The organism is Pseudomonas proteolytica (assembly GCF_007858275.1).
Lineage (GTDB): Bacteria > Pseudomonadota > Gammaproteobacteria > Pseudomonadales > Pseudomonadaceae > Aquipseudomonas > Aquipseudomonas proteolytica.
This window is the reverse complement of the sequence record NZ_VFEV01000027.1, coordinates 21,909-46,850: the sequence shown is the minus strand read 5'-3', so window position 1 is coordinate 46,850 and position 24,942 is coordinate 21,909. Positions and strand designations below refer to the sequence as shown.

Here is a 24,942-nt window from a genome sequence, read left to right as displayed (position 1 = left end):
TTGAGCAAAACGAGTTTTATATGACGAACAAAGACGTAAGCAAAGTTAAGCGCAAAGGCACGTTCAAGAGCGCACCGTTGCCGGTGGAAGCCCTGTTGGTCCCGGCTCCTGAGGGTGAAGCGCTGGTAGCGCTGGCCGTCGCGGCCCTGGAAGACGTGAAGGCCCAGGACATTCAGGTCCTGGACGTGCGTGACAAGCAAAGCATCACCGACTTCATGATCATCGCCACCGGTACCTCCAACCGCCAGATCGGCGCGATGCTGGACAAGGTTCGCGAAGCCGTCAAAGCCCAGGGCGTCAAGCCATTGGGTGAAGAAGGCAAGGGCGACAGCGACTGGGTGCTGGCTGACCTGGACACCGTGATCGTACACATGATGACCAGCAACGCTCGTCAGTTCTACGACCTGGAGCGTCTGTGGAAAGGCGCCGAGCAGAGCCGTGCCGCCGATGGCAAGCACCACAGCCCGGAAGTCGGTCACGCGCACTTCGACAAGCTCAACAAAGACCAGGAATAAGGAACGGCTGTGCGCCTGCGTCTGATTGCTGTCGGTTCACGCATGCCCAAGTGGGTGGAAGAAGGCTGGCATGAGTATGCCAAGCGTCTGCCATCCGAGCTTGCGCTGGAATTGGTGGAAATACCGCTCAACACCCGGGGCAAGAACGCCGACGTGGCGCGCTTTATCCGTCAGGAAGGCGAGGCGATGCTGGCCAAGGTCGGTGCCAACGAGCGCATCGTCACCCTTGAGGTGCACGGCAAGCCCTGGAGCACCGAGCAGTTGGCGGTGGAGCTGGATCGTTGGCGCCTGGATTCGCGTACGGTCAACTTCATGGTCGGCGGCCCCGAGGGGCTGGCGCCGGAAGTCTGCGCGCGGGCCGATCAGCGCTGGTCGCTGTCGCCCCTGACGTTGCCCCATCCGCTGGTGCGGATCCTGATCGGTGAACAGCTGTATCGCGCCTGGACAGTTCTGTCCGGGCACCCTTACCACAAATAGTCTGCGCCCTGCCTGATGACCCAGCCGATCCGCATCAAGGACCACGAGAAAGACGCACGCCTTGTACGCGCGCGGGTGATCTTTGGCGCTATCGCGGTGGTGGCGTTGATGTGCGTGTTGATCGCCCGTCTGTATTACCTGCAGGTGATTCAGTACGAGTATCACTCCACGTTGTCGGAAAACAACCGGGTGCATGTGCAACCGATTCCGCCGACCCGTGGCCTGATTTTCGACCGCAATGGTGTGGTGATCGCCGATAACCGGCCCAGTTTCAGCCTGAGCATGACCCGCGAACGCTCCGGTGATTGGCCGCAGGTCCTCGATGTGATCGTCGAGGTGCTGCAACTGACCCCGGAAGACCGTGTGATCTTCGAAAAACGCATGAAACAGGGGCGGCGCCCGTTCGAACCGGTGCCGATCCTGTTTGAGCTGACCGAAGAACAGATCGCCAGGATTGCGGTGAACCAGTTCCGCCTACCGGGTGTGGAAGTGGTGGCGCAGTTGGTGCGCCACTACCCGCAAGGGGCGCACTTTGCCCACTCGGTTGGTTACATGGGGCGGATCAACGAGAAAGAGCTGAAAACCCTCGACCCGGTCAATTACAGCGGTACGCACCATATCGGCAAAACCGGTATCGAGCGTTTCTACGAGCCGCAGTTGCACGGCCAGGTGGGTTACGAGGAAGTCGAGACCAACGCCCGCGGCCGCGTGCTGCGGGTGCTCAAGCGGACCGACCCGATTCCCGGCAAGGACATTGTCCTGAGCCTGGATATCAAGCTGCAGGAGGCCGCAGAAATGGCCCTCGGCGGGCGTCGTGGCGCGGTGGTGGCGCTGGATCCGAACACGGGCGAGGTGCTGGCGATGGTCAGCCAGCCGAGTTTCGACCCCAACCTGTTCGTGACCGGGATCAGCTTCAAGGCCTATGCCGAGTTGCGCGACTCCATTGACCGGCCGCTGTTCAACCGGGTGCTGCGCGGTCTGTATCCTCCGGGCTCGACCATCAAGCCGGCGGTAGCGATTGCCGGCCTGGACGCGGGTGTGGTCACCGCTTCCAGCCGGGTCTACGATCCGGGCTATTACATGTTGCCCAACTACGATCACAAGTACCGTAACTGGAACCGTACCGGCGACGGCTATGTGGACCTGGACACGGCGATCATGCGTTCCAACGACACCTACTTCTATGACCTGGCCCATAAGCTGGGGATTGATCGTTTGTCGACCTACATGGGCAAGTTCGGCCTGGGTCAGAAAGTATCCCTGGACATGTTTGAAGAATCCCCGGGCCTGATGCCTTCCCGGGAGTGGAAGCGCGCCACCCGGCGCCAGGCCTGGTTCCCGGGCGAGACCCTGATCCTGGGGATCGGCCAGGGCTACATGCAGGCCACCCCTTTGCAACTGGCCCAGGCCACGGCGCTGGTGGCCAGCAAGGGCAAGTGGATTCGCCCGCACCTGGCCAAGACCATCGAGGGTGAAAAGCCGGTGGATGAAAACCCGATTGCGGACATCATCCTGCGCGACCCGTCCGACTGGACCAAGGTCAACCACGGTATGCAGCAAGTCATGCACGGTGCCCGGGGCACGGCGCGCAAGGCCGCCGCTGGCGCGCAGTACCGGATTGCCGGCAAGAGCGGTACCGCCCAGGTGGTGGCAATCAAGCAGGGCGAGAAGTACGACCGCTCCAAGGTCCAGGAACGCCATCGCGACCACGCCTTGTTCGTCGGTTTTGCCCCGGCCGACAACCCGAAGATTACCGTGGCGGTGATGGTTGAGAACGGCGAGTCCGGTTCCGGTGTGGCCGCCCCGGTGGTGCGCCAGATCATGGACGCCTGGTTGCTGGACCAGGACGGCAAGCTCAGGCCTGAGTTTGCCAACCCTTCAAGCGCGGAGGCTACGGCCCGTGAAGAGTAATTTTGACCGCATTCTCTCCAGTGAGGATGTGATGCGTCGCCGCGCCACCTTGTTGCAGCGCATGCACATTGATGGCCCCTTGCTGATCCTGCTGCTGACCCTGGCGGCCGGCAGCCTGTTCGTGCTGTATTCGGCCAGTGGCAAGAACTGGGATCTGTTGATCAAGCAGGCGTCGTCGTTTGGCCTGGGCCTGTTGTCGATGGTCGTGATCGCCCAGCTGGAGCCGCGCTTCATGGCGCGCTGGGTGCCGCTGGGCTACGTCGCCGGCGTACTGTTGCTGGTGGTGGTGGACGTCATGGGGCATAACGCCATGGGCGCCACCCGCTGGATCAATATCCCCGGGGTGATTCGCTTCCAGCCGTCGGAATTCATGAAGATCCTGATGCCGGCCACCATCGCCTGGTACCTGGCCAAGCGCACCTTGCCGCCGCAGCTCAAGCATGTGGGGATAAGCCTGATCCTGATCGGCATTCCTTTCATCCTGATTGTGCGCCAGCCGGACCTCGGCACCGGTCTGCTGATCCTTGCCGGCGGTGCGTTCGTGCTGTTCATGGGCGGCCTGCGCTGGCGCTGGATCGTCAGCGTGTTGGTGGCGGCCGTGCCGGTGGCTGTCGCCATGTGGTTCTTTTTCATGCATGACTATCAGAAACAGCGGGTCCTGACTTTCCTCGATCCCGAGAGCGATCCGCTGGGCACCGGCTGGAATATCATCCAGTCCAAGGCCGCGATCGGTTCCGGCGGTGTGTTTGGCAAGGGCTGGTTGCTGGGCACCCAGTCCCACCTGGACTTCCTGCCGGAAAGCCACACCGACTTTATTATTGCGGTGATGGGCGAGGAGTTCGGCCTGGTGGGTATCTGCGCACTGCTGTTGATCTACTTGTTGTTGATCGGGCGCGGCCTGGTGATTACCGCACAAGCGCAGACGTTGTTCGGCAAATTGCTCGCCGGTGCGCTGACAATGACTTTTTTTGTTTACGTTTTCGTCAACATCGGTATGGTCAGTGGCCTGCTGCCGGTGGTTGGGGTGCCGTTGCCGTTCATTAGCTACGGCGGAACTTCGCTGGTGACATTACTGTCAGCGTTTGGGGTTTTGATGTCGATCCATACCCATCGCAAGTGGATCGCACAGGTTTGAATAAGGTGAAGATGTCAATGCAAGCAATGCGCGGCTGGGCTGCTCGATACGCGTCCTGTCTGGGCCTGTTGGGCGCCTTTGGCGCTTCGCAGCCCGCCCTGGCCGGCGATTACGACGGCTCGCCCCAGGTCGCCGAATTTGTCGGTGAGATGACCCGTGACTATGGTTTCGCCGGCGAACAACTGATGGGCGTATTCCGCGAGGCGCAGCGCAAGCAGTCGATCCTCGACGCGATCTCCCGGCCCGCCGAGCGCGTCAAGCAGTGGAAGGAATATCGTCCGATGTTCCTGACTGACGCCCGCGTGGCCAGGGGCGTGGATTTCTGGCGGCAGCACGAGGCCGTGCTGGCCCGCGCCGAGCAGGAATATGGCGTGCCGGCCCAGGTGATCGTGTCGATCATCGGCGTTGAAACCTTTTACGGGCGCAATACCGGCAGTTACCGGGTGATCGACGCCTTGTCGACCCTGGGCTTCGATTACCCGCCCCGTGCCGAGTTCTTCCGCAAGGAACTGCGTGAGTTCCTGCTGCTGGCCCGCGAGGAGCAGGTCGACCCGTTGACCCTCAAAGGCTCCTACGCCGGCGCCATGGGCCTGCCACAGTTCATGCCCAGCAGCTTTCGCGCCTACGCCGTGGATTTTGACGGTGATGGCCATATCAATATCTGGAGCAATCCCGATGATGCCATTGGCAGTGTTGCCAGTTACTTCAAGCGTCATGGCTGGGTAGGTGGCGAACCGGTGGTGATCCGTGCGGACGTCACGGGCGATCGCGCCGATGAGGGCCTGACCCAGGGCATCGAGCCGGTGAAAACCGTCGGGGAGTTGCGGGCGCTGGGCTGGTCAAGTCATGATGCGCTGCGCGATGATATGCCGGTTACCGCCTTCCGCCTGGAAGGTGCAGACGGCCCGGAATATTGGATGGGCCTGAAGAATTTTTACGCAATCACGCGTTATAACCGCAGTGTGATGTACGCCATGGCCGTGCATCAGCTGTCAGACATGCTGGTTCAAGCACGGGGCGTCAAGTAATGCGGGTATCGCCGATCAATAAACCGCTCAAGCTGGTGGCGCTGGCAGCATTGTCCTTGCTGGTTGTCAGTTGCTCCACCAGCCGAGCGCCGGTGCAGAAGGCCGGTGGCCCGGTAGTCCGCGCGCAGCCGGGGCTGGACATCAACCGTGCCCACAAGGACGGCGCGCCGTGGTGGGACGTCGACGTCTCGCGTATCCCGGATGCCACGCCAACCCTGCATACCGGCAACTACAAAGCCAACCCCTACACGGTGTTGGGCAAGACCTACTTCCCGCTGCAAGAGTCCAAGAACTACGTGCAGTCGGGCACGGCGTCCTGGTACGGCACCAAGTTCCACGGCCAGAACACCGCCAACGGCGAGGTGTATGACCTGTACGGCATGAGCGCGGCGCACAAGACCCTGCCGCTGCCTGCCTATGTGCGCGTGACCAACCTGGACAACAACCGCACGGTGATCCTGCGGGTCAACGACCGTGGACCGTTCTATTCCGACCGAATCATCGACTTGTCCTACGCCGCCGCGAAAAAACTCGGCTATGCCGAAACCGGCACGGCGCGGGTCAAGGTTGAAGGCATCGACCCTGCCCAGTATTGGGCGCAGCGCGGCAAGCCGGCGCCATTGATGCTTAACGAGCCACAAAGCGCGCAACCGCAGATCACCGCCTCGGCGGGCAAGGTCGAGCAGTGGACGCCGCCGCCCCAGCAACACGCCGCGCCAGTCGTGGCCGTGCCACAGGCGGCGCCGGGTAGTGCGGCGGGCGGGCAATACCTGCAAGTCGGCGCTTTCGCCAACCCGGATGCGGCAGAACTGTTAAGGTCCAAGCTCAGCGGGATGGTCAGCGCGCCGGTGTTTATCAGCTCCATCGTGCGTAACCAGCAGACCCTGCACCGTGTACGCCTGGGCCCCATCGGCTCGGCGGGCGAGATTGCCCAGGTGCAGAACAGCGTGCGACTGGCCAACCTGGGTCAGCCCAGCGTGGTCAGCGCCGAATAAGCAGTAGCGGATCTAGGGTGCTGGTGCGCTTGCGTGCCGGGGCCCTGGTTGCAGGCTCGTCGAATAATAAAAACCCGAAGGCAAGGGTTGAGCTGGCAACTGAATACGCGACAGCCTGGCAACGGGTTGTCTGAATAGTTTTGCCCGCGAGGGCAAGTTTCCATAAGCAATTTCGAGAGACGGATGAACATCACCACCTTAGCCAAACGCCTGTGCCTGCTTGTCCCGCTGATCATCGCGCCCGCTGCCTGGGCCGTCGAAATGATGCCAGCGCCACCGCAACTGGCTGCCAAGTCCTACGTGCTCATGGATGCTGCCAGCGGCAACGTGCTGGTCGAAAACAATGGTGACCAGCGCCTGCCGCCGGCCAGCCTGACCAAACTGATGACCGCCTACATCGCGACCCTGGAAATCCGTCGTGGCCAGATCGGTGAAAACGATCCGGTGACCGTCAGCGAAAACGCCTGGCGTACCGGCGGTTCGCGGATGTTCATCAAGGTCGGCTCCCAGGTGACTGTCAGCGACCTGCTGCACGGCATCATCATCCAGTCCGGTAACGACGCCAGCGTCGCCCTGGCCGAGCACATTGCCGGCAGCGAAGATGCATTCGCCGACATGATGAACAAAACCGTGACTGACCTGGGCATGACCAACAGCCACTTCATGAACCCGACCGGCCTGCCGAACCCAGACCACTACTCGTCGGCCCATGACATGGCGATCCTGGCGCGCGCGATCATTCGTGTCGACCCGGTGCACTACGCCATCTACTCCCAGAAAGAGTTCTTCTGGAACAACATCAAGCAGCCTAACCGCAACCTGCTGCTGTGGCGTGACAAGACTGTGGATGGCCTGAAAACCGGCCACACCGACGAAGCCGGCTACTGCATGGTGTCCTCGGCTGTACGTGATGGCCAGCGCTTGATCGCCGTAGTGTTCGGCACCAACAGCGAGCAGGCTCGTGCGGCTGAAACCCAGAAGCTGCTGACCTACGGTTTCCGCTTCTTCGAAACCCAGACCTTCTACCAGAAGGGCGCTGAACTGGCCCAGGCTCCGGTCTGGAAAGGCACCGAGCGTCAAGTCAAGGCCGGCCTGGCTGATGACCTGACCCTGACCATGCCTAAAGGCCAGCTGAAGAAACTGGCTGCCAGCATGACCATGAACCCACAACTGACCGCGCCTATCGCCAAGGGCGATGTGATCGGTAAAGTCGAAGTGAAGCTGGACGACAAAGTCGTACACAGCGCCGATCTGATCGCGCTCGACGCCGTTGAGGAAGGTGGTATCTTCCGCCGCGTGTGGGATAGCATCCGTCTATTCTTCTACGGCTTGTTCAACTGATTGTGTGCACCCGCAAAGCCCCGCGTTGATCCGACGCGGGGCTTTGCCCGTCGCCACGGCTTACCGCTTACGAGGCCGTTACGCCATGACCGATAAAGAAGTAAAGGCGCCAAAGATCGAATTCCCGGTGGAGGACTATCCCATCAAGGTGATCAGCGATACCGGTGTAGGCCGTAAAGACCTGATCCTCGAAATCGTGCGCAAGCACGCTACGATCAACGATCAGCGCGTGGATGAGCGCTCCAGCTCTACCGGCAAATACACCACGATCCAGTTGCACATCGTTGCGACTGATCAAGACCAGCTCTACAACATCAACAGTGAACTGCGGGCCACCGGCTTCGTGCACATGGTGTTGTGATGTCACAGGTCCTGGGCTTTCGCGAGCTCGGCCAGATGGCCTACGAGCCGGTTTGGCATGCGATGCAACGGTTCACCAACGAGCGCGGCACTTCGGCTCCTGATGAAATCTGGCTGGTGGAACACCCGCCAGTGTTCACCCAGGGCCAGGCTGGCAAGGCCGAACATCTACTACTTCCGGGTGATATTCCGGTGGTGCAGGTCGACCGAGGTGGCCAAGTGACTTACCATGGGCCCGGGCAACTGGTGGCCTATCTGCTGCTGGATGTGCGCAAGCTGGGTTATGGCGTGCGCGAGCTGGTCAGTCGCATGGAAAACTGCCTGATCGAACTCTTGGCCAGCTACGGCGTAACGGCAGCGGCCAAGCCCGATGCACCCGGTGTGTATGTCGACGGCGCGAAAATCGCCTCCCTGGGCCTGCGCATCCGCCATGGTTGTTCCTTTCATGGCCTGGCCCTGAACGTGGACATGGACCTGGCGCCGTTTCGCCGGATCAATCCCTGTGGTTACGCCGGTTTGGCCATGACCCAGTTGAGCGATCACGCAACACCCATAGAATTTGCCGAGGTTAGTGCCCGGCTGCGCGCGCAGCTCGTCAAACACCTCGACTATGCTGAGCAGACGACCCTGACGGGCGGAATCGACTGATATGACTACTGATGTTGTGCAAACCATGATCCCGACGCTGGACATTACCGACCGTCCGGCCCCGGCTCCGCGTGCCAAGGTGGAAGCCGGCGTCAAGCTGCGCGGCGCCGAGAAGGTTGCACGCATCCCGGTGAAGATCATTCCGACCACCGAACTGCCGAAAAAGCCCGACTGGATCCGCGTCCGCATCCCGGTTTCGCCGGAAGTCGACCGTATCAAGGCGCTGCTGCGTAAACACAAGCTGCACAGCGTGTGTGAAGAAGCCTCCTGCCCGAACCTGGGTGAGTGCTTCTCCGGTGGCACCGCCACCTTCATGATCATGGGTGATATCTGCACCCGTCGTTGCCCGTTCTGCGACGTAGGCCATGGCCGGCCGAAGCCACTGGACGTCAACGAGCCAGAAAGCCTGGCCATCGCCATTGCCGACCTGAAGCTCAAGTACGTGGTCATCACCTCGGTAGACCGCGACGACCTGCGTGACGGCGGTGCCCAGCACTTTGCCGACTGCATCCGCGAAATCCGCAAGCTGTCGCCGAACGTGATGCTTGAGACCCTGGTCCCGGACTACCGCGGCCGCATGGATGTCGCCCTGGAAATCACCGCTGCCGAGCCGCCAGATGTGTTCAACCACAACCTGGAAACCGTGCCACGCCTGTACAAGGCTGCGCGCCCGGGTTCGGACTACCAGTGGTCGCTGACCCTGCTGCAGAAATTCAAGCAGATGATGCCGCACATCCCGACCAAGTCCGGCCTGATGCTGGGCCTGGGAGAAACCGACGATGAAGTGATCGAAGTCATGAAGCGCATGCGCGAACATGACATCGACATGCTGACCCTCGGCCAGTACCTGCAGCCATCGCGTAGCCACTTGCCGGTACAGCGCTTCGTGCACCCGGACACCTTTGCCTGGTTCGCCGAAGAAGGCTACAAGATGGGCTTCAAGAACGTCGCGTCGGGTCCGCTGGTACGTTCGTCGTACCATGCCGACGAGCAGGCCAAGCTGGTCAAGGCGAGCCTGGTTTCGTAAGCCGCACCGCAATCAATGTGGAGTGCTGGCTTGTGTGGGAGCGGGCTTGCCCGCGATAGCATCACCTCGGTGCAACTGATATACCGAGGCGCCTGCATCGCGAGCAAGCCCGCTCCCACATTGGGTTCTGCGCTACAGATAGGGAGAACATGGATGACCGCTCAAGCGAGTGCCGTCGTACCCGCGTTGCGAGCTGAAGGCACTATCGGCCTGATCGCCCCCGCCGGCCCTGCCGCGCTGGATGTGGAAAAGGCCGGGCAATGGATGCGTACCCGCGGCTACGAGCTGCGGATCTTCTCGGGGGTGTACGAGCGCGACGGCTACCTGGCCGGCAGCGATAAAGTACGCCTGCGCGACCTGCATGCAGCCTTCGCCGACCCCGATATCGACGCCATCTTCTGCCTGCGCGGTGGCTACGGCACTCCACGTTTGCTCGACGGCGTGGATTTCGCCCTGCTGGCCGCCAACCCCAAGCCCTTCGTCGGCTACAGCGATATCACCGCGCTGCACTTGGCGATCAGCCGCTACGCCGGTTTTGTGACCTTCCACGGCCCGATGCTCAATGCCGACCTGCTCGGTGACAAGCAACAACCCACCGAATCATCGCTGTTCAGCCTGCTGCGTGGGCAACTGGGGGCTGGCAGTGTGCTGGCGCACCCGGTGGCCTACCCGTTGACCACCGTTGAGCCAGGCATCGCCAGTGGGCGCCTGCTGGGGGGCAACCTGTCAATGATTGCGGCCGTGATGGGCACGCCGTTCGAAATCGATGCCGAGGGCATCATCCTGTTTATCGAGGACGTCAACGAACCGATCTACCGCATCGACCGCCTACTGACGCATTTGCGCCTGGCGGGCAAGTTGGCGCAGGTTCGCGGTGTGCTGGTGGGGGATGTGGCGGGGGTGGATGGCGTTGCACTGGAGCGGCTGTTGAAGCAGACCTTCGAGCCGTTGTGCATCCCGGTCCTGGCGGGCTGGCGCAGCGGTCATTGCGACCCGAACCTGACCTTGCCGATGGGCGCCTTGGTGCGCCTGGATGCGGGGGAACAGCGGTTGGTGCTGGAGCAGGAAGTGGTGCTCAAAGCCTGAGTATTTAGTCGTCTGTCAGGCCGTTATCGCCAGCAAGCCCGCATTTGCCCCTGTGGAGCGGGCTTGCTCGCGAAGGCGGCCGCTTTACGCAGTTCTAGCGGCTCTGCAAGGATTCCAGCAACTTCACCGTCGGGTACCCATCCGCCGGCCAGCCCAACGACTGCTGCGCCGCACGAATCGCCTTGCGCGTATTGGCGCCGATGATCCCATCCGGGTTGCCCGCCTCATAACCCTTGGCACTCAACACCGTCTGCAACTCGATACGCTGGGAGCGGGTCAGTGGCAGTTCGTCCGTTGGCCAATCCCCGCGAATCACGCCGCCCCCGCCAAAACGCTCGGACAACAGGCCGACTGCCAGGGCGTAGGACGACGAGTTGTTGTACTTGAGGATCGCGCGGAAGTTATCCAGCACCAGGAATGCCGGGCCACGGTGGCCTGCCGGCAGTAGCAGGGCAGCGGACAGGGTGTCTACGTTGGGCGGCACGCTGGCGCCGGCCGGCACCTGCAGCCCGAGTTTCAACCATTCGCCCACCGGCTTGCGCACCACGCCATCGGCCAGGGCGTAGTCGAAATTCGTTGGCAATTGCTGCACTTCAAAGCCCCACGGCTGGCCTTTCTGCCAGCCCGAGCTCTGCAGGTAGTGCGCGGTGGAGGCGAGGGCGTCGGCCGAGCTATTCCAGATATCGCGGCGACCGTCGCCATCGAAGTCCACCGCGTGGGTGTTATAGGTGGTCGGAATGAACTGAGTCTGGCCCATGGCACCGGCCCAGGAACCGCGCATCTGTTCGGCCGGGATATCACCATGCTGGATGATTTGCAGCGCAGCCAGCAATTGCGCCTGGGCGAATGCCGGGCGGCGGCCTTCGTAGGCCAGGGTCGCCAGGGAGCGGATCACCGAGTTGTTGCCCTGGAAGGAGCCGAAGTTGCTTTCCATGCCCCACACCGAGACCAGCACCTGGCGATCCACGCCGTAGCGTTGTTCGATGCTTTGCAGGATATCGGCATGCTTGATCAGCAATGCCTGGCCATTGCGCACGCGCAACGCCGACAGGGCTCCGTTGAGGTATTCCCACACCGGCCGGGAGAACTCCGGTTGGCTGCGGTCGGCACGGATGATCGCCATGTCAGGGGTGACGTTGGCGAAGGCGCTGTCGAACACTGCAGGCGTAATGCCGGCCTTCAGGGCTTCGACGCGAAAACCCGCCTGCCATTCGGCGAAGGTCTGGGTCGGTTGGATATCGAGATTGGTCACGGCCAGGGGCGCAACTACGGCGGGTGCAGCAACCGGTGCGGTCTGGAGTGTGGGCAGGGGCTGAGCGTCGGCGGCGGTGGGTTTTTCGGCGCAGGCGACTAACAGGATCAGGCTGGAGGCAGCAATCAATTGGCGAAGGTGCCAACGACGGGAAAGACTAGAGGGCATGCACAGGTCCAGGAAATACGAATCAGGTGCAGACCTTATCATGCCAGAGGGGCACTTGCCTTCAGGCAGCCAGAAAGTAAGAAGCCTCCCAGCTATTAGACTGGAAGGCTTCGCGGCGGTAGCTGCCTTTGCCTTTGCCGGCTCGTTCCTGGCGACTGCGGAACAACGGCTGGGCGATGATGGATTTGGCCTTGTTGGGGCCATGCTTGGATGGCTTTTTGCTCATGATCGGGACTCTCCGATGGGGTGGGTAATGCGGTACAAATCATCTGCCGAAGTTGGCCGGCTGTCCAGCCCGGCGCGATGTAGGACATGGCCTCGATCTGAATGTGAAATGCCGCTCCCACATTGGTTTTGTGTTGCTCTGGAGGATTTATTATTCGGCAGGCAGTGTCAGGCGTTGGCCGGACATAAGCAGCGACAAACGACTCAAACTCATCCACGGCGACCCGGCAGCCTGGCCCTTGATCTGCGCATCGATGCGCTGGGCTTCGAGCAACAATTGCGCCCAGCGTTGCGCCGAGTGCCGTTGCAGTGCCTTGCTCATCAGGGGCTTGCGTTTGTCCCAGACCGGCGGGCGGGCCTGGCTGAAACACTTGTCCAGTGGCGTGCCCTGGCTGTATTGCAGGGCAATATTGGCCAGCACGCGCAGTTCGCGGGCCAGGGCCCAGAGAATCACTGGCGGCTCCACACCTTCGCCGCGCAGCCCTTCGAGCATGCGCAGGGCATGCGCCGGTTCGCCATTGAGGATCGCGTCCACCAGCCCGAATACGTCAAACCTTGCACTGTCGGCCACCGCACCTTGCACGGTTTCGACGGTGATCTGCCCGTCTTCGGCCATCAGCTTGAGCTTTTCGATTTCCTGGGCGGCGGCCAGCAGGTTGCCTTCGACCCGAGCCGCAATCAGCTCGACAGCATCTTGGGTGGCAGACAGCCCGGCTTGCGACAAGCGCTGGCGAATCCATTGCGGCAACTGGCTGCTGTCGACCGGCCAGATCTGGATGAACTGGGTTTGCGCCCCTTCCACCAAGGCCTTGCCCCATTTGGTTTTCTGCGCGCTGCCATCGAGCTTGGGCAGGCTGATCAGTAACAGCGTGTCCTCGGCGGGGCGTGAACAGTATTCCATCAGGGCTGCCGCGCCTTTATCCCCAGGCTTGCCCGAGGGCAGGCGCAACTCCAGCAAGCGTTTTTCGGCAAACAGCGACATGCTGGCCCCGGCCTGGAGCAGGGTGCCCCAGTCGAAGCTGGCATCGGCGCTGAACACTTGGCGTTCATCAAAGCCTTGCTGGCGCGCAGCCTGGCGAATGGTGTCGGCGGCTTCCTGGCACAGCAGCGGATCATCGCCACTGACGATGTATACAGGCGCGAGGTTGCCTTGCAAGTGTTTGGCGAGTTGGGCGGGAGCGAGTTTCATAGGCAGGGTGAACGGGGCGCTTGACGCGCCCCGTCTGGTTTACTCGGCTGGGACTTCAACAGGCGATTGCTTGGGGATGCTGTTTTCATAGTCTTGCGCGGCTTTCAGCGCTTCGGCGTCCGCCTTGGCCTTGGCGTCGGCAGTCTGCTGCAGGGCATCCAGTTGGGCCGGGCTGATCATTTGCAGGCGTAGCACCATACGCTGGACCAGGTCACGACGCATTTCAGTGCGCACCTGATTGACCTCGGTGTCCGAGCCGACCAGATTGTTGCCGTCATGAGTCACGACCTTCTGCACTTGCAACTTGTCGCTGATCAGCGGCAGTTGGTCGTGGCCCTGGATCTGGAACATGAGAATGTTGCTCAGCTCGATGTCCGAAGAGCGGCCGGCACTAGCGTAGCTGAGATTACGCTGGGTTTCTTTCTCGTCAGTCAGCACCAGCTTGTAAGCCGCACCGGGATAGACTTTTACGCCGCTGTTTTCCAGGGTTTGGCGCAGTTGGGTCACGGTTTCGCCATAGGCGTTGCGTGCGCTGACATCCAGTTCCTTGATCGCCAGTTCCGTGGTGCCGGTGCCGCGCAGCTGGAAGCCGCAAGCGCTCAGCAATACGGCAAGGCCCATAACCAGCAGGTTGCGTTTGATCATTTTATTGCTCCCCTTGAAACCATGTGGGCCTTATCGAGGCCCTGGAGGTTTTGTTCGGCGCCAGGGTTCTTGCCCCGGCGCCCGATCCGATTAGCTAGCGACGATATTGACCAGTTTGCCGGGCACCACGATCACTTTGCGGATCGTCAGGCCTTCGGTGAAGCGCAGCACGTTCTCATTGCAGCGAGCAGCGGCTTCGACTTCTTCACGGCTGGCGCTGGCGGGCATGTCGATCTGGCCGCGCAGTTTGCCGTTGACCTGAATCACCAGTTGCAGCGTGTCCTGTACCAGGGCGCTGTCATCCGCGACCGGCCATGTAGCGTCGATCACCGCGACGCTGTGGCCCAGCTGGCTCCACAGGTCGTGGCTGATGTGCGGAGTAATCGGCGCCAGCAGCAGCACGACGGTTTCCAGGCCTTCCTGTACCAGCGCGCGGTCCTGCTCGGTGACCTGCGGGGCTTTTTCCAGCACGTTCATCAGCGTCATCACCTGGGCGATAGCGGTGTTGAACTTGTGATGCTGGCCCACGTCCTGGCTGGCTTGCTTGATGGCCAGGTGAGTGCTGCGGCGAATCAGTTTTTGCTCATCGTTCAGCGACGCCACGTCCAGTTTGCCCGGCAAGCCCTGGCTGACATGGGCATGGGCCAGGCGCCAGACGCGCTTGAGGAAGCGGTGCGAGCCTTCGACGCCGGAGTCCGACCATTCGGCGCTCATATCGGGCGGCGAGGCGAACATCATGAACAGGCGGCAGGTATCGGCGCCGAACTGATCGATCATCGACTGTGGGTCAACGCCGTTGTTCTTCGACTTGGCCATTTTCTCAGTGCCGCCGATTTCCACCGGCAGGCCGTCGGATTTCAACTTGGCGCTGATCACCTTGGCCTTGCTGTCGCGCTCCAACTCGACGTCCGCCGGGTTGAACCAGGTGTAGGCGCCATTGGCTTCGCGGCGATAGTAAGTGTCGGCGATCACCATGCCTTGGGTCAGCAGGTTCTTGAACGGCTCGTCGGAGCTCACCAGGCCTTCGTCGCGCATCAGCTTGTGGAAGAAGCGCGCGTAGAGCAGGTGCAGAATCGCGTGTTCGATACCGCCGATGTACTGATCCACCGGCAACCAGTGGTCGGCTGCGGATTTTTCCACCAGGCCGCCTTCATAGTGCGGCGAGGCGTAGCGGGCGTAGTACCACGAGGACTCGACGAAGGTGTCCATGGTGTCGGTTTCACGCTTGGCAGGCTGGCCGCATTTGGGGCAGGTGCACTCGTAGAACTCGGGCATGCGCGCCAGCGGCGAGCCGGCGCCGTCTGGCACCACGTCTTCTGGCAGTACCACCGGCAGTTGGTCTTCCGGCACTGGCACATCGCCACAGCTTTCGCAGTGGATGATCGGGATCGGGCAGCCCCAGTAGCGCTGGCGGCTGATACCCCAGTCGCGCAGGCGGAACTGGGTGCGCGAGGCACCAAGGTTTTTCTTGATCAGGGCGACTTCCATGGCGTCGAAAGCGCCTGCGAAGTCCAGGCCGTCGAACTCGCCGGAGTTGATCAGGGTGCCGTGCTCGCCGTAGGCGTCTTGCCACGGGGCCGGGTTGCTGTCGCCGGAGCTGGTACGTACCACCGACTTGATCGGCAGGTTGTACTTGGTGGCGAATTCGAAGTCGCGCTCATCGTGGGCCGGTACGGCCATTACTGCGCCATCGCCGTAGTGCATGAGCACGTAGTTGGCGACCCACACCGGCAGTTTTTCACCGGTCAGCGGGTGCTCGACGAACAGGCCGGTCGGCAGGCCTTTTTTCTCCTGGGTGGCGACGTCGGCTTCGGCCACGCTGCCGCCTTTGCATTCGGCGATAAAAGCCTGCAGCTCAGGATTGTTCTTGGCGGCCAGGGTGGCCAGCGGGTGTTCCGCGGCCACGGCGACGTAGGTCGCGCCCATCAGGGTGTCCGGACGGGTAGTGAAGACTTTCAGTGCGCCCTCGGCGCCGATGGAATCGACGTTGTACGGGAACTGCACTTCCATGCCCTTGGACTTGCCGATCCAGTTGCGTTGCATGGTCTTGACCTGTTCAGGCCAGCCCGGCAGGTCGTCGAGGCTCGACAAGAGTTCATCCGCGTAGGCGGTGATCTTGAAGTAGTACATCGGGATTTCGCGCTTCTCGATCAGCGCGCCGGAACGCCAGCCGCGACCGTCGATCACTTGCTCGTTGGCCAGGACGGTCTGGTCGACCGGGTCCCAGTTCACGGTGCCGCTTTTTTTGTAGATCACGCCTTTTTCGAACAGGCGAGTGAACAGCCATTGTTCCCAGCGGTAGTAGTCCGGCTTGCAGGTGGTCACTTCGCGGGACCAGTCCACGGCCAGGCCCAGGCTGCGCAGCTGGGACTTCATGTAGGCGATGTTTTCGTAGGTCCACTTGGCGGGCGCTACGTTGTTTTTCATCGCGGCGTTTTCCGCAGGCATGCCGAAGGCGTCCCAACCCATAGGTTGCAGGACATTCTTGCCGAGCATGCGCTGATAGCGGGAAATCACGTCGCCGATGGTGTAGTTACGCACGTGCCCCATGTGTAGTTTGCCGCTGGGGTAAGGGAACATCGATAGGCAGTAGTAAGTCTCCTTGCCTGGCTGTTCACTGACTTCAAAGGACTTTTGCTCATCCCAGAAAGTTTGGGCGGCATTTTCTATTTCACGGGGCTGATATTGTTCGTGCATGGCTACTTTTGAACTGAATAGGGGTGGCCTAATCCTCTTCGGTGCATTGTCCGGGTTGATCGACACCAAAAAGCGGCGCGTCCGTGCCCAAACCCTGCGGGAAGTGGAGTTACAGGAAGCGCCGTAGCATACATGACCCCACTCTATCGAGGGAAACCCTGATTGCGCAGCACAGGCCGTTGGTCGCGGCGCGCGGTTGGTTGCGTCAGCGCAGCTACGCTGTTTATTGGGGAGTGAGACTTATCTTTAATGAGGTGAGGGGATGGTTGATTCGCAGCGAATGAGAACGAAACCTGACGTGTATGAAGGACTGATCGACCGTTTGGGTCGAGCACTGGACGCAGCCAGAACCGCTGGCCGATTGCGTGACGAACGGCCTGATGAGCTGGAACTGCGAGGCTTGAGCCCCGCAGAGTTTGAAGTGATCAAGGCCTACCTGGACTTGAACGCGCGCCCAATCCCGCAATGGGTGGCTCCTGTGCCAGCCAGGGAGGCGGTGCGATCGTCCAAGGTGGTATGGCTCAAGGACTTGTCGGCCAGCCGTGGCCCGGAAAAGCTGCGGTCTGCACGATTCAAGTAACCTGATCAGCGTTATCCACCGCGTGTAAAGATTGTCGCTAAACCCCGTTACACCTTAGGCTTCGGGCATCTTTGGAGATGCTCGATGCCTATTCGTTATTTCATCAAACAATTATTGCTGCCGCCCGGCATTCTCTTGCTGCTGCTGGCCCTTGCCTGGTGGTTTCGTCGCAGCCGCCCGCGCTTGGCCGGGCTGTGCTTTGCCTTGGGGTTTGGCGGGATTTGGCTGATCAGCCTGCCGGTGATGGGGGAGTGGGGCGCACGGGCGCTGGAAACCGAACCACCATTGGCCGTGGACGACTGGGCCAGCCTGGCGCAACGGGCCGATGCCATTGTGGTGTTGGGCTCGGGTCGCGAGCGGGGCGATCCGGCCTGGGGCGCAGACCAACCGACCGGTGTCGGCCTTGAACGCCAGCGGTATGCGGCGCGCTTGGCCAAGGCGTCGGGGTTGCCGGTGCTGACCACCGGCGGCCTGCACTATGGCACGCCGCCCAGCGAGGCGGAGTTGATGGCGGTGTCGATGCAACAAGACTTTGGCGTAGCCGTGCGCTGGAAGGAAGAACGCAGCCGCACGACCTGGGAAAATGCGCAGATGAGTGCCGAAATCCTGCTGCCCCAGGGCGTCAAGCGCGTGGTGCTCGTGACCCAGGCCTGGCATATGCCCCGTTCGGTGTGGAGCTTCGAGAAGGCCGGCTTTACCGTAGTGCCGGCGCCGGTCGGCTTCCTGGGTGTGGACAATGCCCGGCCGCTGGGTGGCTGGATGCCGGAGTTCAAGTCGATCTGGCAGAGCGGGCAGTTGATCAATGAGGCGGTGGGGCAGGTAGGTTACCGGCTGTTCTACCGTTAACGCCGCAAATCAAAATGTGGGAGTGGGCTTGTGTGGGAGCGGGCTTGCTCGCGAAAGCGGTGGGTCAGTTATTGGATATTTGACTGACCCACCGCTTTCGGGAGCAAGCCCGCTCCCACATTGGGTTTTGTGTTTTTCTGCCTAGACCGTCTTGGCCATGCGCCCGGCCAGCAACGCCCAGCCAAACAGCCCCAGGCACAGGATGATCAGCGGCCACGAGCGCCATTGCAGGTACGGCGTCAGGTTGTGCATCGGTACCACTTCACCGTAGAGGATGCCCCGCTGGAACTGCGGGATCTGCTCGGTGATCTGCCCGTACGGGTTGATCAGGCCGGTCACGCCGTTGTTGGTGGCGCGAATCATCCAGCGGCCAGCCTCAAGGGCGCGCATCTGGGCCATTTGCAGGTGCTGCAAGGGGCCGATGGAGGTGCCGAACCAGGTGTCATTGCTGATGGTCAGCAGCAAGTCGCTGCGGGCGGCGAGGCTGGCGGCGAACTCGGGGTAGACCACTTCGTAGCAGATGTACGGCGCGATCTGATAGCCCTTGGCTTGCAGCAGCGCCTGGTCTTCAGGGCCGCGGGCAAAGTCCGACATCGGCAGGTCGAAGAACGCAATCAGGCCGCGTAATACATCCTGCAGCGGTACGTATTCGCCAAAGGGCACCAGCTTCTGCTTCAGATAGGTGCCATCGCCCTGGCCGACCACGGTGATGCCATTGAAGTAGCGCTTTTCATGGCGCACTTCCTGGCGAATCGGCACGCCGGTGATCATTGCGCCGTTTCGGTCAGCGGCGAACTTGCCCATCATCCCCAGGTAGCCCTCGACGGACTCCTTGAGCACTGGCACGGCGGTTTCCGGCCAGATCAGCAGGTCGACGCGCTTGGACGCAAAACTCATGTCGCGATACAGCGCCAGTTGCTCGTTGAGCTGCGCCGGGTCCCACTTCATGCTCTGTTCGACATTGCCCTGAATCGCGGCGACGGTCAGCGGCTCGCCTGCGGGGCTGGTCCAGGCATGGTGCTTGAGTGCCAGGCCAATGGCCCACGGTGCGACCAGCAGTACCAGGCCGGCGCCGACAAACACGTTGCGGCGGGCCGCCAGCATGCGGGGCAGGTTGACGATCAGCGCAGCGCTCAGGGCCAGGGCAAACGAAATCAGCCACACCCCGCCCAGCGGCGCGAGCCCGGCCAGCGGCCCGTCGAGTTGGCTGTAACCGGAGTACAACCAGGGGAAACCGGTGAGGAACCAGCCGCGAAACGCTTCCTGGCCCACCCACAGCGCGGCAAACGCCAAGGCATCGGCCAGGGGCGCTTCGTTGCGGCGCAGCCACCGCGCCCAGAGCCAGGCGGGCAGGGCAAAGAACAGGGCGATCGCTGCGGTGAACGCGAGCATCAACAACCCGGCCAGCAACACCGAAGCGCCACCAAAGTGATGGATGCTGTAGTAGATCCAGCTGGTGCCCGCCCCAAACAGGCCAAAACCGAAACACCAGCCACGCCCGAAGGCCTGGCGTGGTGTCAGTTGGCGCATGCCGGCATAGAACACCCCGACCGCCACCAGTGCCAGCGGCCAGATATCGAACGGCGCCAGCGCCAGGGTGGTGATAGCACCGGCCACCACGGCCAGCAGGTTACCGGGCCAGCCGGGTGCGGTGAGACGGCGCATATCAGTCCTTAGCGGGCAATAGGTGTCAGGCGGATCAGGTGGATGCGACGGCTATCGGCATTCAGGATGCGGAAGCGGTAGGCGCCGATCTCGGTGGTTTCGTTGCGCTTGGGCAGGTGGCCAAACGCACTCATCACCAGGCCGCCGACGGTGTCGAATTCGTCGTCGGAGAATTCGCTATCGAAGAACTCATTGAAGTTCTCGATCGGCGTCAGCGCCTTGACCAGGAAATCCCCGCTGGGCAGCGGCTTGATGTAGCTGTCTTCTTCGACGTCGTGTTCGTCTTCGATATCGCCGACGATCTGTTCCAGCACGTCTTCGATAGTCACCAGGCCGGCGACGCCGCCGTACTCGTCAATGACGATGGCCATGTGATTGTGGTTGGCGCGAAATTCGCGCAGCAGCACATTCAGGCGCTTGGACTCAGGCACGAAGGTCGCAGGGCGCAGCAGGTCCTTGATGTTGAAGCTGTCGCCGTTTTCCTTGAGGATCAGCGGCAGCAAGTCCTTGGCCAGCAGGACACCCATGACGTCGTCATGGCTTTCGCCGATCACCGGGTAGCGCGAGTGCGCCGAGTCGATCACGGCCGGGAGGAATTCCCGTGGGGTCTGGGTCGCCTTGATGCTGATCATCTGCGAGCGCGGGACCATGATGTCCCGGACTTGCAGGTCAGCCACCTGGATGGCGCCTTCGACGATGGCCAGCGCTTCGCTGTCCAGCAACTTGTTTTGATGGGCTTCGCGCAGCAGCTCCAGCAGCTCCTGGCGGTTTTTCGGCTCGTGGGCAAAAGCCTGGGTCAGTTTACCCAGCCATGACTTTTGCCCGTTGCTCGATCGGTCTTCGCTCATAGCGATTACTCTAAATCCTTGATTGTTTCAGTTGAGTGTCGATTAGTGTTCGTCGTCCGCATAGGGATCAGGATGACCCAACTCTGCAAGCAACGTTCGTTCCAGTGCTTCCATTTCTTCGGCTTCTTCATCATCTATATGGTCGTAACCCAATAGATGCAAGCAGCCGTGCATGACCAGGTGGGCCCAGTGGGCCTCCAGGGCCTTGCCTTGTTCCTTTGCCTCGCGCTCCACCACCTCGACGCAGATCACCAGGTCACCCAGCAGCGGGATATCCAGCAATTCATCCGGTACATCGGCGGGGAACGACAGCACGTTGGTTGCGTAGTCTTTCTGGCGCCAGGTGTGATTCAGCTCGCGGCCTTCAGGCTCATCCACCAGGCGGATGGTCAGTTCCGAGTCGGCGGTACGCTGGCGCAGGGCCAGTGCGCACCATTGGCGGAACTGTGCTTCGCTGGGGGCTGGCGCTTGGGTGGCCAGTTGCAGGTCAAGCTCAAGCATCGCGACGGTTGTCCTTCGACAGGCCATCGTCGCGGTGTTCGAAGCGCTCGTAGGCCTCGACAATGCGCTGCACCAGCGGGTGACGCACCACGTCCTTGGGCATGAAATGGGTAAAGCTGATCCCCGGTACGTCCTTGAGCACTTCGATGACCTGGCCCAGGCCCGACTTGGTGCCCTTGGGCAGGTCGACCTGGGTGATATCACCGGTGATCACTGCCGTTGAGCCGAACCCGATACGGGTCAGGAACATCTTCATCTGCTCGACCGTGGTGTTCTGGCTTTCGTCGAGGATGATGAAGCTGTTGTTCAAGGTGCGGCCGCGCATATAGGCCAGTGGGGCGATCTCGATCACCTGGCGCTCGATCAGCTTGGCCACGTATTCGAAGCCGAGCATTTCATACAGTGCGTCGTACAGCGGGCGCAGGTACGGGTCGATCTTCTGGGCCAGGTCGCCGGGTAGAAAGCCCAGCTTCTCGCCCGCTTCCACTGCCGGGCGCACCAACAGGATGCGTCGCACCTGTTCGCGCTCCAGGGCATCCACCGCACAGGCCACGGCCAGGTAGGTCTTGCCCGTACCGGCCGGGCCGATGCCGAAGTTGATGTCGTTGCCGAGGATTTCCTTGACGTAGCGCTGCTGATTCAAGCCGCGTGGGCGAATCATGCCTTTTTTGGTACGCAGCGCCACGCTGGCTTCGGCCACCGGGTTGTTGGCCAGGTCTTCCACGGCTGATTCCTGCAGGTACAGGTGCACCGTCTCCGGCGACAGCTCGCTACCCTTGGTTTCGCGGTAGAGGCGACGCAGCAGGTTTTCTGCAGACGTAGTGTGCTGGGGTTCACCAATGAGCTCGAACTGATTGCCGCGATTGCGGATCTCGATGCTCAGGCGTTGTTCGATCAGGCGCAGGTGCTCGTCGAACTGTCCGCACAGATTGGCGAAACGACGAGCCTCAAACGGCTCGAGGAGGAAACGATGGGGTTCTGCTATGGGTGCGTTCAAGGTTGCTTTTAGCCGCCCTTTGGCTGTTTAGGTGAAATAGAGGATAACGCCAGCCGCCGGTGTGCGAAAGCACTTAAATGGACGGGCTTGGCTCTCAGGAACAACGAAGATCCACTGTGGGAGCTGGCTTGCCTGCGATAGGGCCGCCCCGTTCGAAAGAGATACTGCCTGTTACATCGCTATCGCAGGCAAGCCAGCTCCCACATTTGATCTGCATTTGCCTTCGGATCTGCTCCGTCAGTTGATCAACGAGCCGCGCAGCGAGTGCGGTTGCGCCGCGTCGATGTGCACGTCGGCGAACTGGCCAATCAGCGTCGGGTTGTCGCAGCGGAAGTTCACGATCCGATTATTCTCGGTACGCCCCTGCAATTCGCCCGGGTCTTTCTTCGAGTAATCGGTAACCAGAATGCGCTGGGTCGAACCGACCATTTGTCGGCTGATCTCGAAACCCTGTTGGTTAAGGCGATGTTGCAGGGCGTTCAGGCGCTCCTTTTTCAGCGCTTCCGGGGTCTCGTCCGCCAAGTCGGCAGCCGGGGTGCCGGGGCGCTGGCTGTAGACGAAGGAGTAGGAGAAGTCGAAACCGACGTCTTCAATCAGCTTCATGGTCTGCTGGAAATCTTTCTCGGTCTCGCCGGGGAAGCCAACGATAAAGTCCGAACTGATGCAGATGCCCGGCACGGCGGCGCGCAGTTTGCGTAGTTTGGACTTGTATTCCAGGGTCGTGTGGTTGCGCTTCATCGCCGACAGGATGCGGTCCGAGCCCGATTGCACCGGCAAGTGCAGGTGTTTGACCAACTCTGGCACTTCGGCGTGTGCCTGGATCAGGCTGTCGGAGAATTCCAGCGGGTGCGAGGTGGTGTAGCGGATGCGCTCGATACCGTCCACCGCCGCGACCACGCGAATCAGCTCGGCCAGGTCCGCCAGGCGCCCGTCATGGGTCTGGCCCCGGTAGCCGTTGACGTTCTGCCCCAGCAGGGTCACTTCGCGCACGCCGTTTTCGGCCAGGTGGATGATTTCCGCCAGCACGTCGTCGAACGGGCGGCTGACCTCTTCACCACGGGTATAAGGCACCACGCAGAAGGTGCAGTACTTGCTGCAACCTTCCATCACCGACACATAAGCACTCGGGCCGTCGATGCGTGGTTCGGGCAAGTGGTCGAATTTTTCGATTTCCGGGAACGAGACGTCCACCTGCGGCAGCTTGGTAATGCGCGCGGCGTCGATCATTTCTGGCAGGCGGTGCAGGGTCTGCGGGCCGAAGACCACGTCGACATAGGGCGCGCGGTCGCGAATGGCGGCGCCTTCCTGGCTGGCCACGCAACCGCCGACGGCGATCACCATCTCCGGGTTGGCCAGTTTCAGTTCGCGCCAGCGGCCCAGCTGCGAGTAGACCCGGTCCTGGGCCCGTTCGCGGATCGAGCAGGTATTGAGCAGGATCACGTCGGCATCTTCGGCGCGAGCCGTGACTTCCAGGGCCTGATGTTCACCCAGCAGATCGACCATGCGCGAGCTGTCGTACTCGTTCATCTGGCAACCGTGGGTTTCGATGTAAAGCTTCTTGGCCATGGGAATCGTCAACTGGTGGTAAAGAACCGCGCATTATAGGGGGCATGCCCATTGGTTCCTAGCACTGTGCATCGGGTGCCATGCTATAGTTCGCGCCCTCATTTATATCCGCCGATGTGCTGCCCACCCCCCATGACCAAACGTGAAGCTCCAATCTACAAGGTGATTTTCCTTAACCAGGGCCAGGTGTTCGAAATGTACGCCAAGCAGATCTATCAAAGTGATCTGTGGGGCTTCCTGGAAGTGGAAGAGTTCGTCTTTGGCGAGCGCACGCAACTGGTCGTCGATCCGGGCGAGGAAAAGCTCAAGGCCCAGTTCGAAGGCGTGGTGCGCAGTTTTGTGCCGATGCATTCGATCGTGCGCATCGATGAAGTCGAGCGCCTGGGCACGCCAAAAATCAGCGAGGCCCGGGGCATGAGCAATGTCATGCCGTTTCCGATGCCGATGCCTGAGAAGTAGTCTTCTAGACCGCATCGCGCCCATCGCAGGCAAGCCAGCTCCCACATTTTGATTTGTGAACACATTCAAATGTGGGAGCTGGCTTGCCTGCGATGGCGTCAGAAGGGTTTAGATAATGTCAGGGCAGTGGCGAGAAAGGCGAACGCCCATCCGCACTCTGCAATTCCTGCAGGTAGTTGCGGAAAATCTGGCCCAGCACCTGGGTTGCTACTTCCAGTTCATCGCGCTGCATGTGTTCGGCGACTTCGTCGGCAGTGTCCAGCGCGTCTTCGGCGCCGTTGACCGCGGCCATTTTCAGCACGATGTACGCCTGCACGTTATTGGCCGGCACGCCTTCGCCATGGAAGAACATGCTGCCCAGCTTGAATTGCGCCTGGGCATGGCCCTGCAACGAGGCTTTCTCGAAGAAGCTCAAGGCCTTGTTCAGGTCGCGGGCAGGGTTTTTGTCGTCATAGAAGAATTCGCCCAACTCGTATTGCGCCTGCGCATCCCCACCGTCGGCCAGCGTCTGGCAGGCGCTCAGCGCCTCGGCCTGGCTTTCTGGCTGAGTATTGAGGGTGCAGCGACCCATCGCTGGGATCAACAACGAGTTGCCGCCCGCTTGTGCAAGTGCAAGCAGCGGTTGAAGGAGCAACAGGCAGCCCAGAACCAGGGTGCGGCCGGTGCGTTTCATGGGAATCGACTTACCTCTGACGGGGCGCGTGGAGCCACGTGGGGATCCAATAAGCGCGCATTATGAAATAAGCAGACCTCTGCTTACAAAGTCTTTACTCGTTTTTCT

General features: G+C 61.3%; 25 protein-coding genes. 14 read left to right on the top strand and 11 right to left on the bottom strand.

Features of this window, described 5'->3' with window-relative positions:
- Nucleotides 1-20 precede the first annotated feature (20 nt).
- From rsfS to FIV38_RS19215, 11 genes are all read left to right on the top strand, one after another.
- Nucleotides 21-515, top strand: coding sequence for a ribosome silencing factor (gene rsfS, locus FIV38_RS19265; RefSeq protein WP_032861691.1), 495 nt, complete (start codon nt 21-23; stop codon nt 513-515).
- Nucleotides 516-524: 9 nt separating this feature from the next.
- Nucleotides 525-992 carry a 23S rRNA (pseudouridine(1915)-N(3))-methyltransferase RlmH gene (gene rlmH, locus FIV38_RS19260; protein ID WP_029292262.1) on the top strand — a complete coding sequence of 156 codons (468 nt, stop codon included), beginning with the start codon at nt 525-527 and terminating at the stop codon, nt 990-992.
- A 15-nt stretch (nt 993-1,007) separates the two neighbouring features.
- On the top strand, nt 1,008-2,903 hold the full coding sequence (mrdA, locus tag FIV38_RS19255) for a penicillin-binding protein 2 (RefSeq protein WP_029292261.1): 1,896 nt from the start codon (nt 1,008-1,010) through the stop codon (nt 2,901-2,903).
- 31 nt (nt 2,904-2,934) lie between these two features.
- Nucleotides 2,935-4,038, top strand: a complete 1,104-nt coding sequence (gene rodA, locus FIV38_RS19250; RefSeq protein WP_050492738.1) for a rod shape-determining protein RodA — start codon at nt 2,935-2,937, stop codon at nt 4,036-4,038.
- Between the two features lie 17 nt (nt 4,039-4,055).
- The gene (gene mltB / locus FIV38_RS19245; RefSeq protein WP_092230667.1) at nt 4,056-5,066 is read left to right on the top strand and encodes a lytic murein transglycosylase B; all 1,011 of its coding nucleotides are present in this window, start codon (nt 4,056-4,058) and stop codon (nt 5,064-5,066) included.
- Nucleotides 5,066-6,061, top strand: a complete 996-nt coding sequence (locus tag FIV38_RS19240) for a septal ring lytic transglycosylase RlpA family protein (RefSeq protein WP_029292258.1) — start codon at nt 5,066-5,068, stop codon at nt 6,059-6,061. The genes mltB and FIV38_RS19240 overlap by 1 nt, the downstream gene beginning before the upstream one ends.
- A gap of 183 nt (nt 6,062-6,244) precedes the next feature.
- Nucleotides 6,245-7,402, top strand: a complete 1,158-nt coding sequence (locus FIV38_RS19235; protein ID WP_029292257.1) for a D-alanyl-D-alanine carboxypeptidase family protein — start codon at nt 6,245-6,247, stop codon at nt 7,400-7,402.
- A gap of 85 nt (nt 7,403-7,487) precedes the next feature.
- Entirely contained in the window at nt 7,488-7,763 is a 276-nt protein-coding gene (locus tag FIV38_RS19230; RefSeq protein WP_092230664.1) for a DUF493 domain-containing protein, read from the top strand.
- Entirely contained in the window at nt 7,763-8,410 is a 648-nt protein-coding gene (gene lipB, locus FIV38_RS19225; protein ID WP_029292255.1) for a lipoyl(octanoyl) transferase LipB, read from the top strand. The genes FIV38_RS19230 and lipB overlap by 1 nt, the downstream gene beginning before the upstream one ends.
- 25 nt (nt 8,411-8,435) lie before the next feature.
- Nucleotides 8,436-9,437, top strand: a complete 1,002-nt coding sequence (gene lipA, locus FIV38_RS19220) for a lipoyl synthase (protein WP_166647861.1) — start codon at nt 8,436-8,438, stop codon at nt 9,435-9,437.
- Between the two features lie 153 nt (nt 9,438-9,590).
- Nucleotides 9,591-10,523, top strand: a complete 933-nt coding sequence (locus FIV38_RS19215; protein WP_092230661.1) for a S66 peptidase family protein — start codon at nt 9,591-9,593, stop codon at nt 10,521-10,523.
- 94 nt (nt 10,524-10,617) lie between these two features.
- Here FIV38_RS19215 and FIV38_RS19210 read toward each other — a convergent pair whose 3' ends face one another.
- From FIV38_RS19210 to leuS, 5 genes are all read right to left on the bottom strand, one after another.
- Entirely contained in the window at nt 10,618-11,943 is a 1,326-nt protein-coding gene (locus FIV38_RS19210) for a lytic murein transglycosylase (RefSeq protein WP_092230658.1), read from the bottom strand.
- A 61-nt stretch (nt 11,944-12,004) separates the two neighbouring features.
- Nucleotides 12,005-12,169 carry an alternative ribosome rescue factor ArfA gene (gene arfA, locus FIV38_RS19205; protein ID WP_003176285.1) on the bottom strand — a complete coding sequence of 55 codons (165 nt, stop codon included), beginning with the start codon at nt 12,167-12,169 and terminating at the stop codon, nt 12,005-12,007.
- Between the two features lie 150 nt (nt 12,170-12,319).
- The gene (gene holA, locus FIV38_RS19200; protein WP_029292250.1) at nt 12,320-13,357 is read right to left on the bottom strand and encodes a DNA polymerase III subunit delta; all 1,038 of its coding nucleotides are present in this window, start codon (nt 13,355-13,357) and stop codon (nt 12,320-12,322) included.
- Nucleotides 13,358-13,396: 39 nt separating this feature from the next.
- Complete coding sequence (locus FIV38_RS19195) at nt 13,397-14,002, bottom strand: LPS-assembly lipoprotein LptE (RefSeq protein WP_092230657.1); 606 nt, start codon at nt 14,000-14,002, stop codon at nt 13,397-13,399.
- Nucleotides 14,003-14,092: 90 nt separating this feature from the next.
- Nucleotides 14,093-16,699: a leucine--tRNA ligase gene (gene leuS / locus FIV38_RS19190; protein WP_092230654.1), complete on the bottom strand. Its 2,607-nt coding sequence runs from the start codon at nt 16,697-16,699 to the stop codon at nt 14,093-14,095.
- Nucleotides 16,700-16,961: 262 nt separating this feature from the next.
- Here leuS and FIV38_RS19185 point away from each other — a divergent pair, with 262 nt between their 5' ends.
- Together FIV38_RS19185 and FIV38_RS19180 are read left to right on the top strand one after the other, a co-directional pair.
- Nucleotides 16,962-17,279, top strand: coding sequence for a hypothetical protein (locus FIV38_RS19185; protein ID WP_092230650.1), 318 nt, complete (start codon nt 16,962-16,964; stop codon nt 17,277-17,279).
- 84 nt (nt 17,280-17,363) lie between these two features.
- Nucleotides 17,364-18,125, top strand: coding sequence for a YdcF family protein (locus FIV38_RS19180; RefSeq protein ID WP_092230647.1), 762 nt, complete (start codon nt 17,364-17,366; stop codon nt 18,123-18,125).
- A 141-nt stretch (nt 18,126-18,266) separates the two neighbouring features.
- On the opposite strand, the gene lnt is transcribed toward FIV38_RS19180, so the two are convergent.
- The 5 genes from lnt to miaB all read right to left on the bottom strand — a co-directional run bounded on the left by lnt (nt 18,267) and on the right by miaB (nt 23,702).
- The gene (gene lnt / locus FIV38_RS19175) at nt 18,267-19,790 is read right to left on the bottom strand and encodes an apolipoprotein N-acyltransferase (protein ID WP_092230644.1); all 1,524 of its coding nucleotides are present in this window, start codon (nt 19,788-19,790) and stop codon (nt 18,267-18,269) included.
- 8 nt (nt 19,791-19,798) lie between these two features.
- Entirely contained in the window at nt 19,799-20,638 is an 840-nt protein-coding gene (locus FIV38_RS19170; RefSeq protein ID WP_005791724.1) for an HlyC/CorC family transporter, read from the bottom strand.
- 42 nt (nt 20,639-20,680) lie between these two features.
- Nucleotides 20,681-21,139, bottom strand: a complete 459-nt coding sequence (ybeY, locus tag FIV38_RS19165) for an rRNA maturation RNase YbeY (RefSeq protein WP_029292240.1) — start codon at nt 21,137-21,139, stop codon at nt 20,681-20,683.
- Nucleotides 21,132-22,136: a PhoH family protein gene (locus FIV38_RS19160; protein WP_029292238.1), complete on the bottom strand. Its 1,005-nt coding sequence runs from the start codon at nt 22,134-22,136 to the stop codon at nt 21,132-21,134. The genes ybeY and FIV38_RS19160 overlap by 8 nt, the downstream gene beginning before the upstream one ends.
- 237 nt (nt 22,137-22,373) lie before the next feature.
- A complete protein-coding gene (gene miaB, locus FIV38_RS19155) occupies nt 22,374-23,702 on the bottom strand; it encodes a tRNA (N6-isopentenyl adenosine(37)-C2)-methylthiotransferase MiaB (RefSeq protein WP_092230642.1) in 1,329 nt (442 codons plus the stop codon).
- Between the two features lie 132 nt (nt 23,703-23,834).
- Between miaB and FIV38_RS19150 the strand changes: the two genes are divergently transcribed.
- Nucleotides 23,835-24,161 (top strand): DUF1820 family protein, encoded by a 327-nt coding sequence (locus tag FIV38_RS19150; RefSeq protein ID WP_003215457.1) that lies wholly within the window; start codon nt 23,835-23,837, stop codon nt 24,159-24,161.
- A 118-nt stretch (nt 24,162-24,279) separates the two neighbouring features.
- Here FIV38_RS19150 and FIV38_RS19145 read toward each other — a convergent pair whose 3' ends face one another.
- A complete protein-coding gene (locus FIV38_RS19145; RefSeq protein WP_029292222.1) occupies nt 24,280-24,834 on the bottom strand; it encodes a tetratricopeptide repeat protein in 555 nt (184 codons plus the stop codon).
- Nucleotides 24,835-24,942 lie beyond the last annotated feature (108 nt).

Excerpts from the sequence above, each read along its gene's own strand:
- ybeY (WP_029292240.1), bottom strand. The coding sequence starts at position 21,139 with ATGCTTGAGCTTGACCTGCAACTGGCCACCCAAGCGCCAGCCCCCAGC.
- mrdA (WP_029292261.1), top strand. The coding sequence starts at position 1,008 with ATGACCCAGCCGATCCGCATCAAGGACCACGAGAAAGACGCACGCCTT.
- arfA (WP_003176285.1), bottom strand. The coding sequence starts at position 12,169 with ATGAGCAAAAAGCCATCCAAGCATGGCCCCAACAAGGCCAAATCCATC.
- FIV38_RS19240 (WP_029292258.1), top strand. The coding sequence starts at position 5,066 with ATGCGGGTATCGCCGATCAATAAACCGCTCAAGCTGGTGGCGCTGGCA.
- rodA (WP_050492738.1), top strand. The coding sequence starts at position 2,935 with ATGCGTCGCCGCGCCACCTTGTTGCAGCGCATGCACATTGATGGCCCC.
- rsfS (WP_032861691.1), top strand. The coding sequence starts at position 21 with ATGACGAACAAAGACGTAAGCAAAGTTAAGCGCAAAGGCACGTTCAAG.
- miaB (WP_092230642.1), bottom strand. The coding sequence starts at position 23,702 with ATGGCCAAGAAGCTTTACATCGAAACCCACGGTTGCCAGATGAACGAG.
- FIV38_RS19170 (WP_005791724.1), bottom strand. The coding sequence starts at position 20,638 with ATGAGCGAAGACCGATCGAGCAACGGGCAAAAGTCATGGCTGGGTAAA.
- lnt (WP_092230644.1), bottom strand. The coding sequence starts at position 19,790 with ATGCGCCGTCTCACCGCACCCGGCTGGCCCGGTAACCTGCTGGCCGTG.
- mltB (WP_092230667.1), top strand. The coding sequence starts at position 4,056 with ATGCAAGCAATGCGCGGCTGGGCTGCTCGATACGCGTCCTGTCTGGGC.
- FIV38_RS19230 (WP_092230664.1), top strand. The coding sequence starts at position 7,488 with ATGACCGATAAAGAAGTAAAGGCGCCAAAGATCGAATTCCCGGTGGAG.
- lipA (WP_166647861.1), top strand. The coding sequence starts at position 8,436 with ATGATCCCGACGCTGGACATTACCGACCGTCCGGCCCCGGCTCCGCGT.
- FIV38_RS19180 (WP_092230647.1), top strand. The coding sequence starts at position 17,364 with ATGCCTATTCGTTATTTCATCAAACAATTATTGCTGCCGCCCGGCATT.
- FIV38_RS19145 (WP_029292222.1), bottom strand. The coding sequence starts at position 24,834 with ATGAAACGCACCGGCCGCACCCTGGTTCTGGGCTGCCTGTTGCTCCTT.
- holA (WP_029292250.1), bottom strand. The coding sequence starts at position 13,357 with ATGAAACTCGCTCCCGCCCAACTCGCCAAACACTTGCAAGGCAACCTC.
- FIV38_RS19210 (WP_092230658.1), bottom strand. The coding sequence starts at position 11,943 with ATGCCCTCTAGTCTTTCCCGTCGTTGGCACCTTCGCCAATTGATTGCT.
- FIV38_RS19215 (WP_092230661.1), top strand. The coding sequence starts at position 9,591 with ATGACCGCTCAAGCGAGTGCCGTCGTACCCGCGTTGCGAGCTGAAGGC.
- FIV38_RS19150 (WP_003215457.1), top strand. The coding sequence starts at position 23,835 with ATGACCAAACGTGAAGCTCCAATCTACAAGGTGATTTTCCTTAACCAG.
- lipB (WP_029292255.1), top strand. The coding sequence starts at position 7,763 with ATGTCACAGGTCCTGGGCTTTCGCGAGCTCGGCCAGATGGCCTACGAG.
- FIV38_RS19235 (WP_029292257.1), top strand. The coding sequence starts at position 6,245 with ATGAACATCACCACCTTAGCCAAACGCCTGTGCCTGCTTGTCCCGCTG.
- FIV38_RS19185 (WP_092230650.1), top strand. The coding sequence starts at position 16,962 with ATGGTTGATTCGCAGCGAATGAGAACGAAACCTGACGTGTATGAAGGA.
- FIV38_RS19195 (WP_092230657.1), bottom strand. The coding sequence starts at position 14,002 with ATGATCAAACGCAACCTGCTGGTTATGGGCCTTGCCGTATTGCTGAGC.
- leuS (WP_092230654.1), bottom strand. The coding sequence starts at position 16,699 with ATGCACGAACAATATCAGCCCCGTGAAATAGAAAATGCCGCCCAAACT.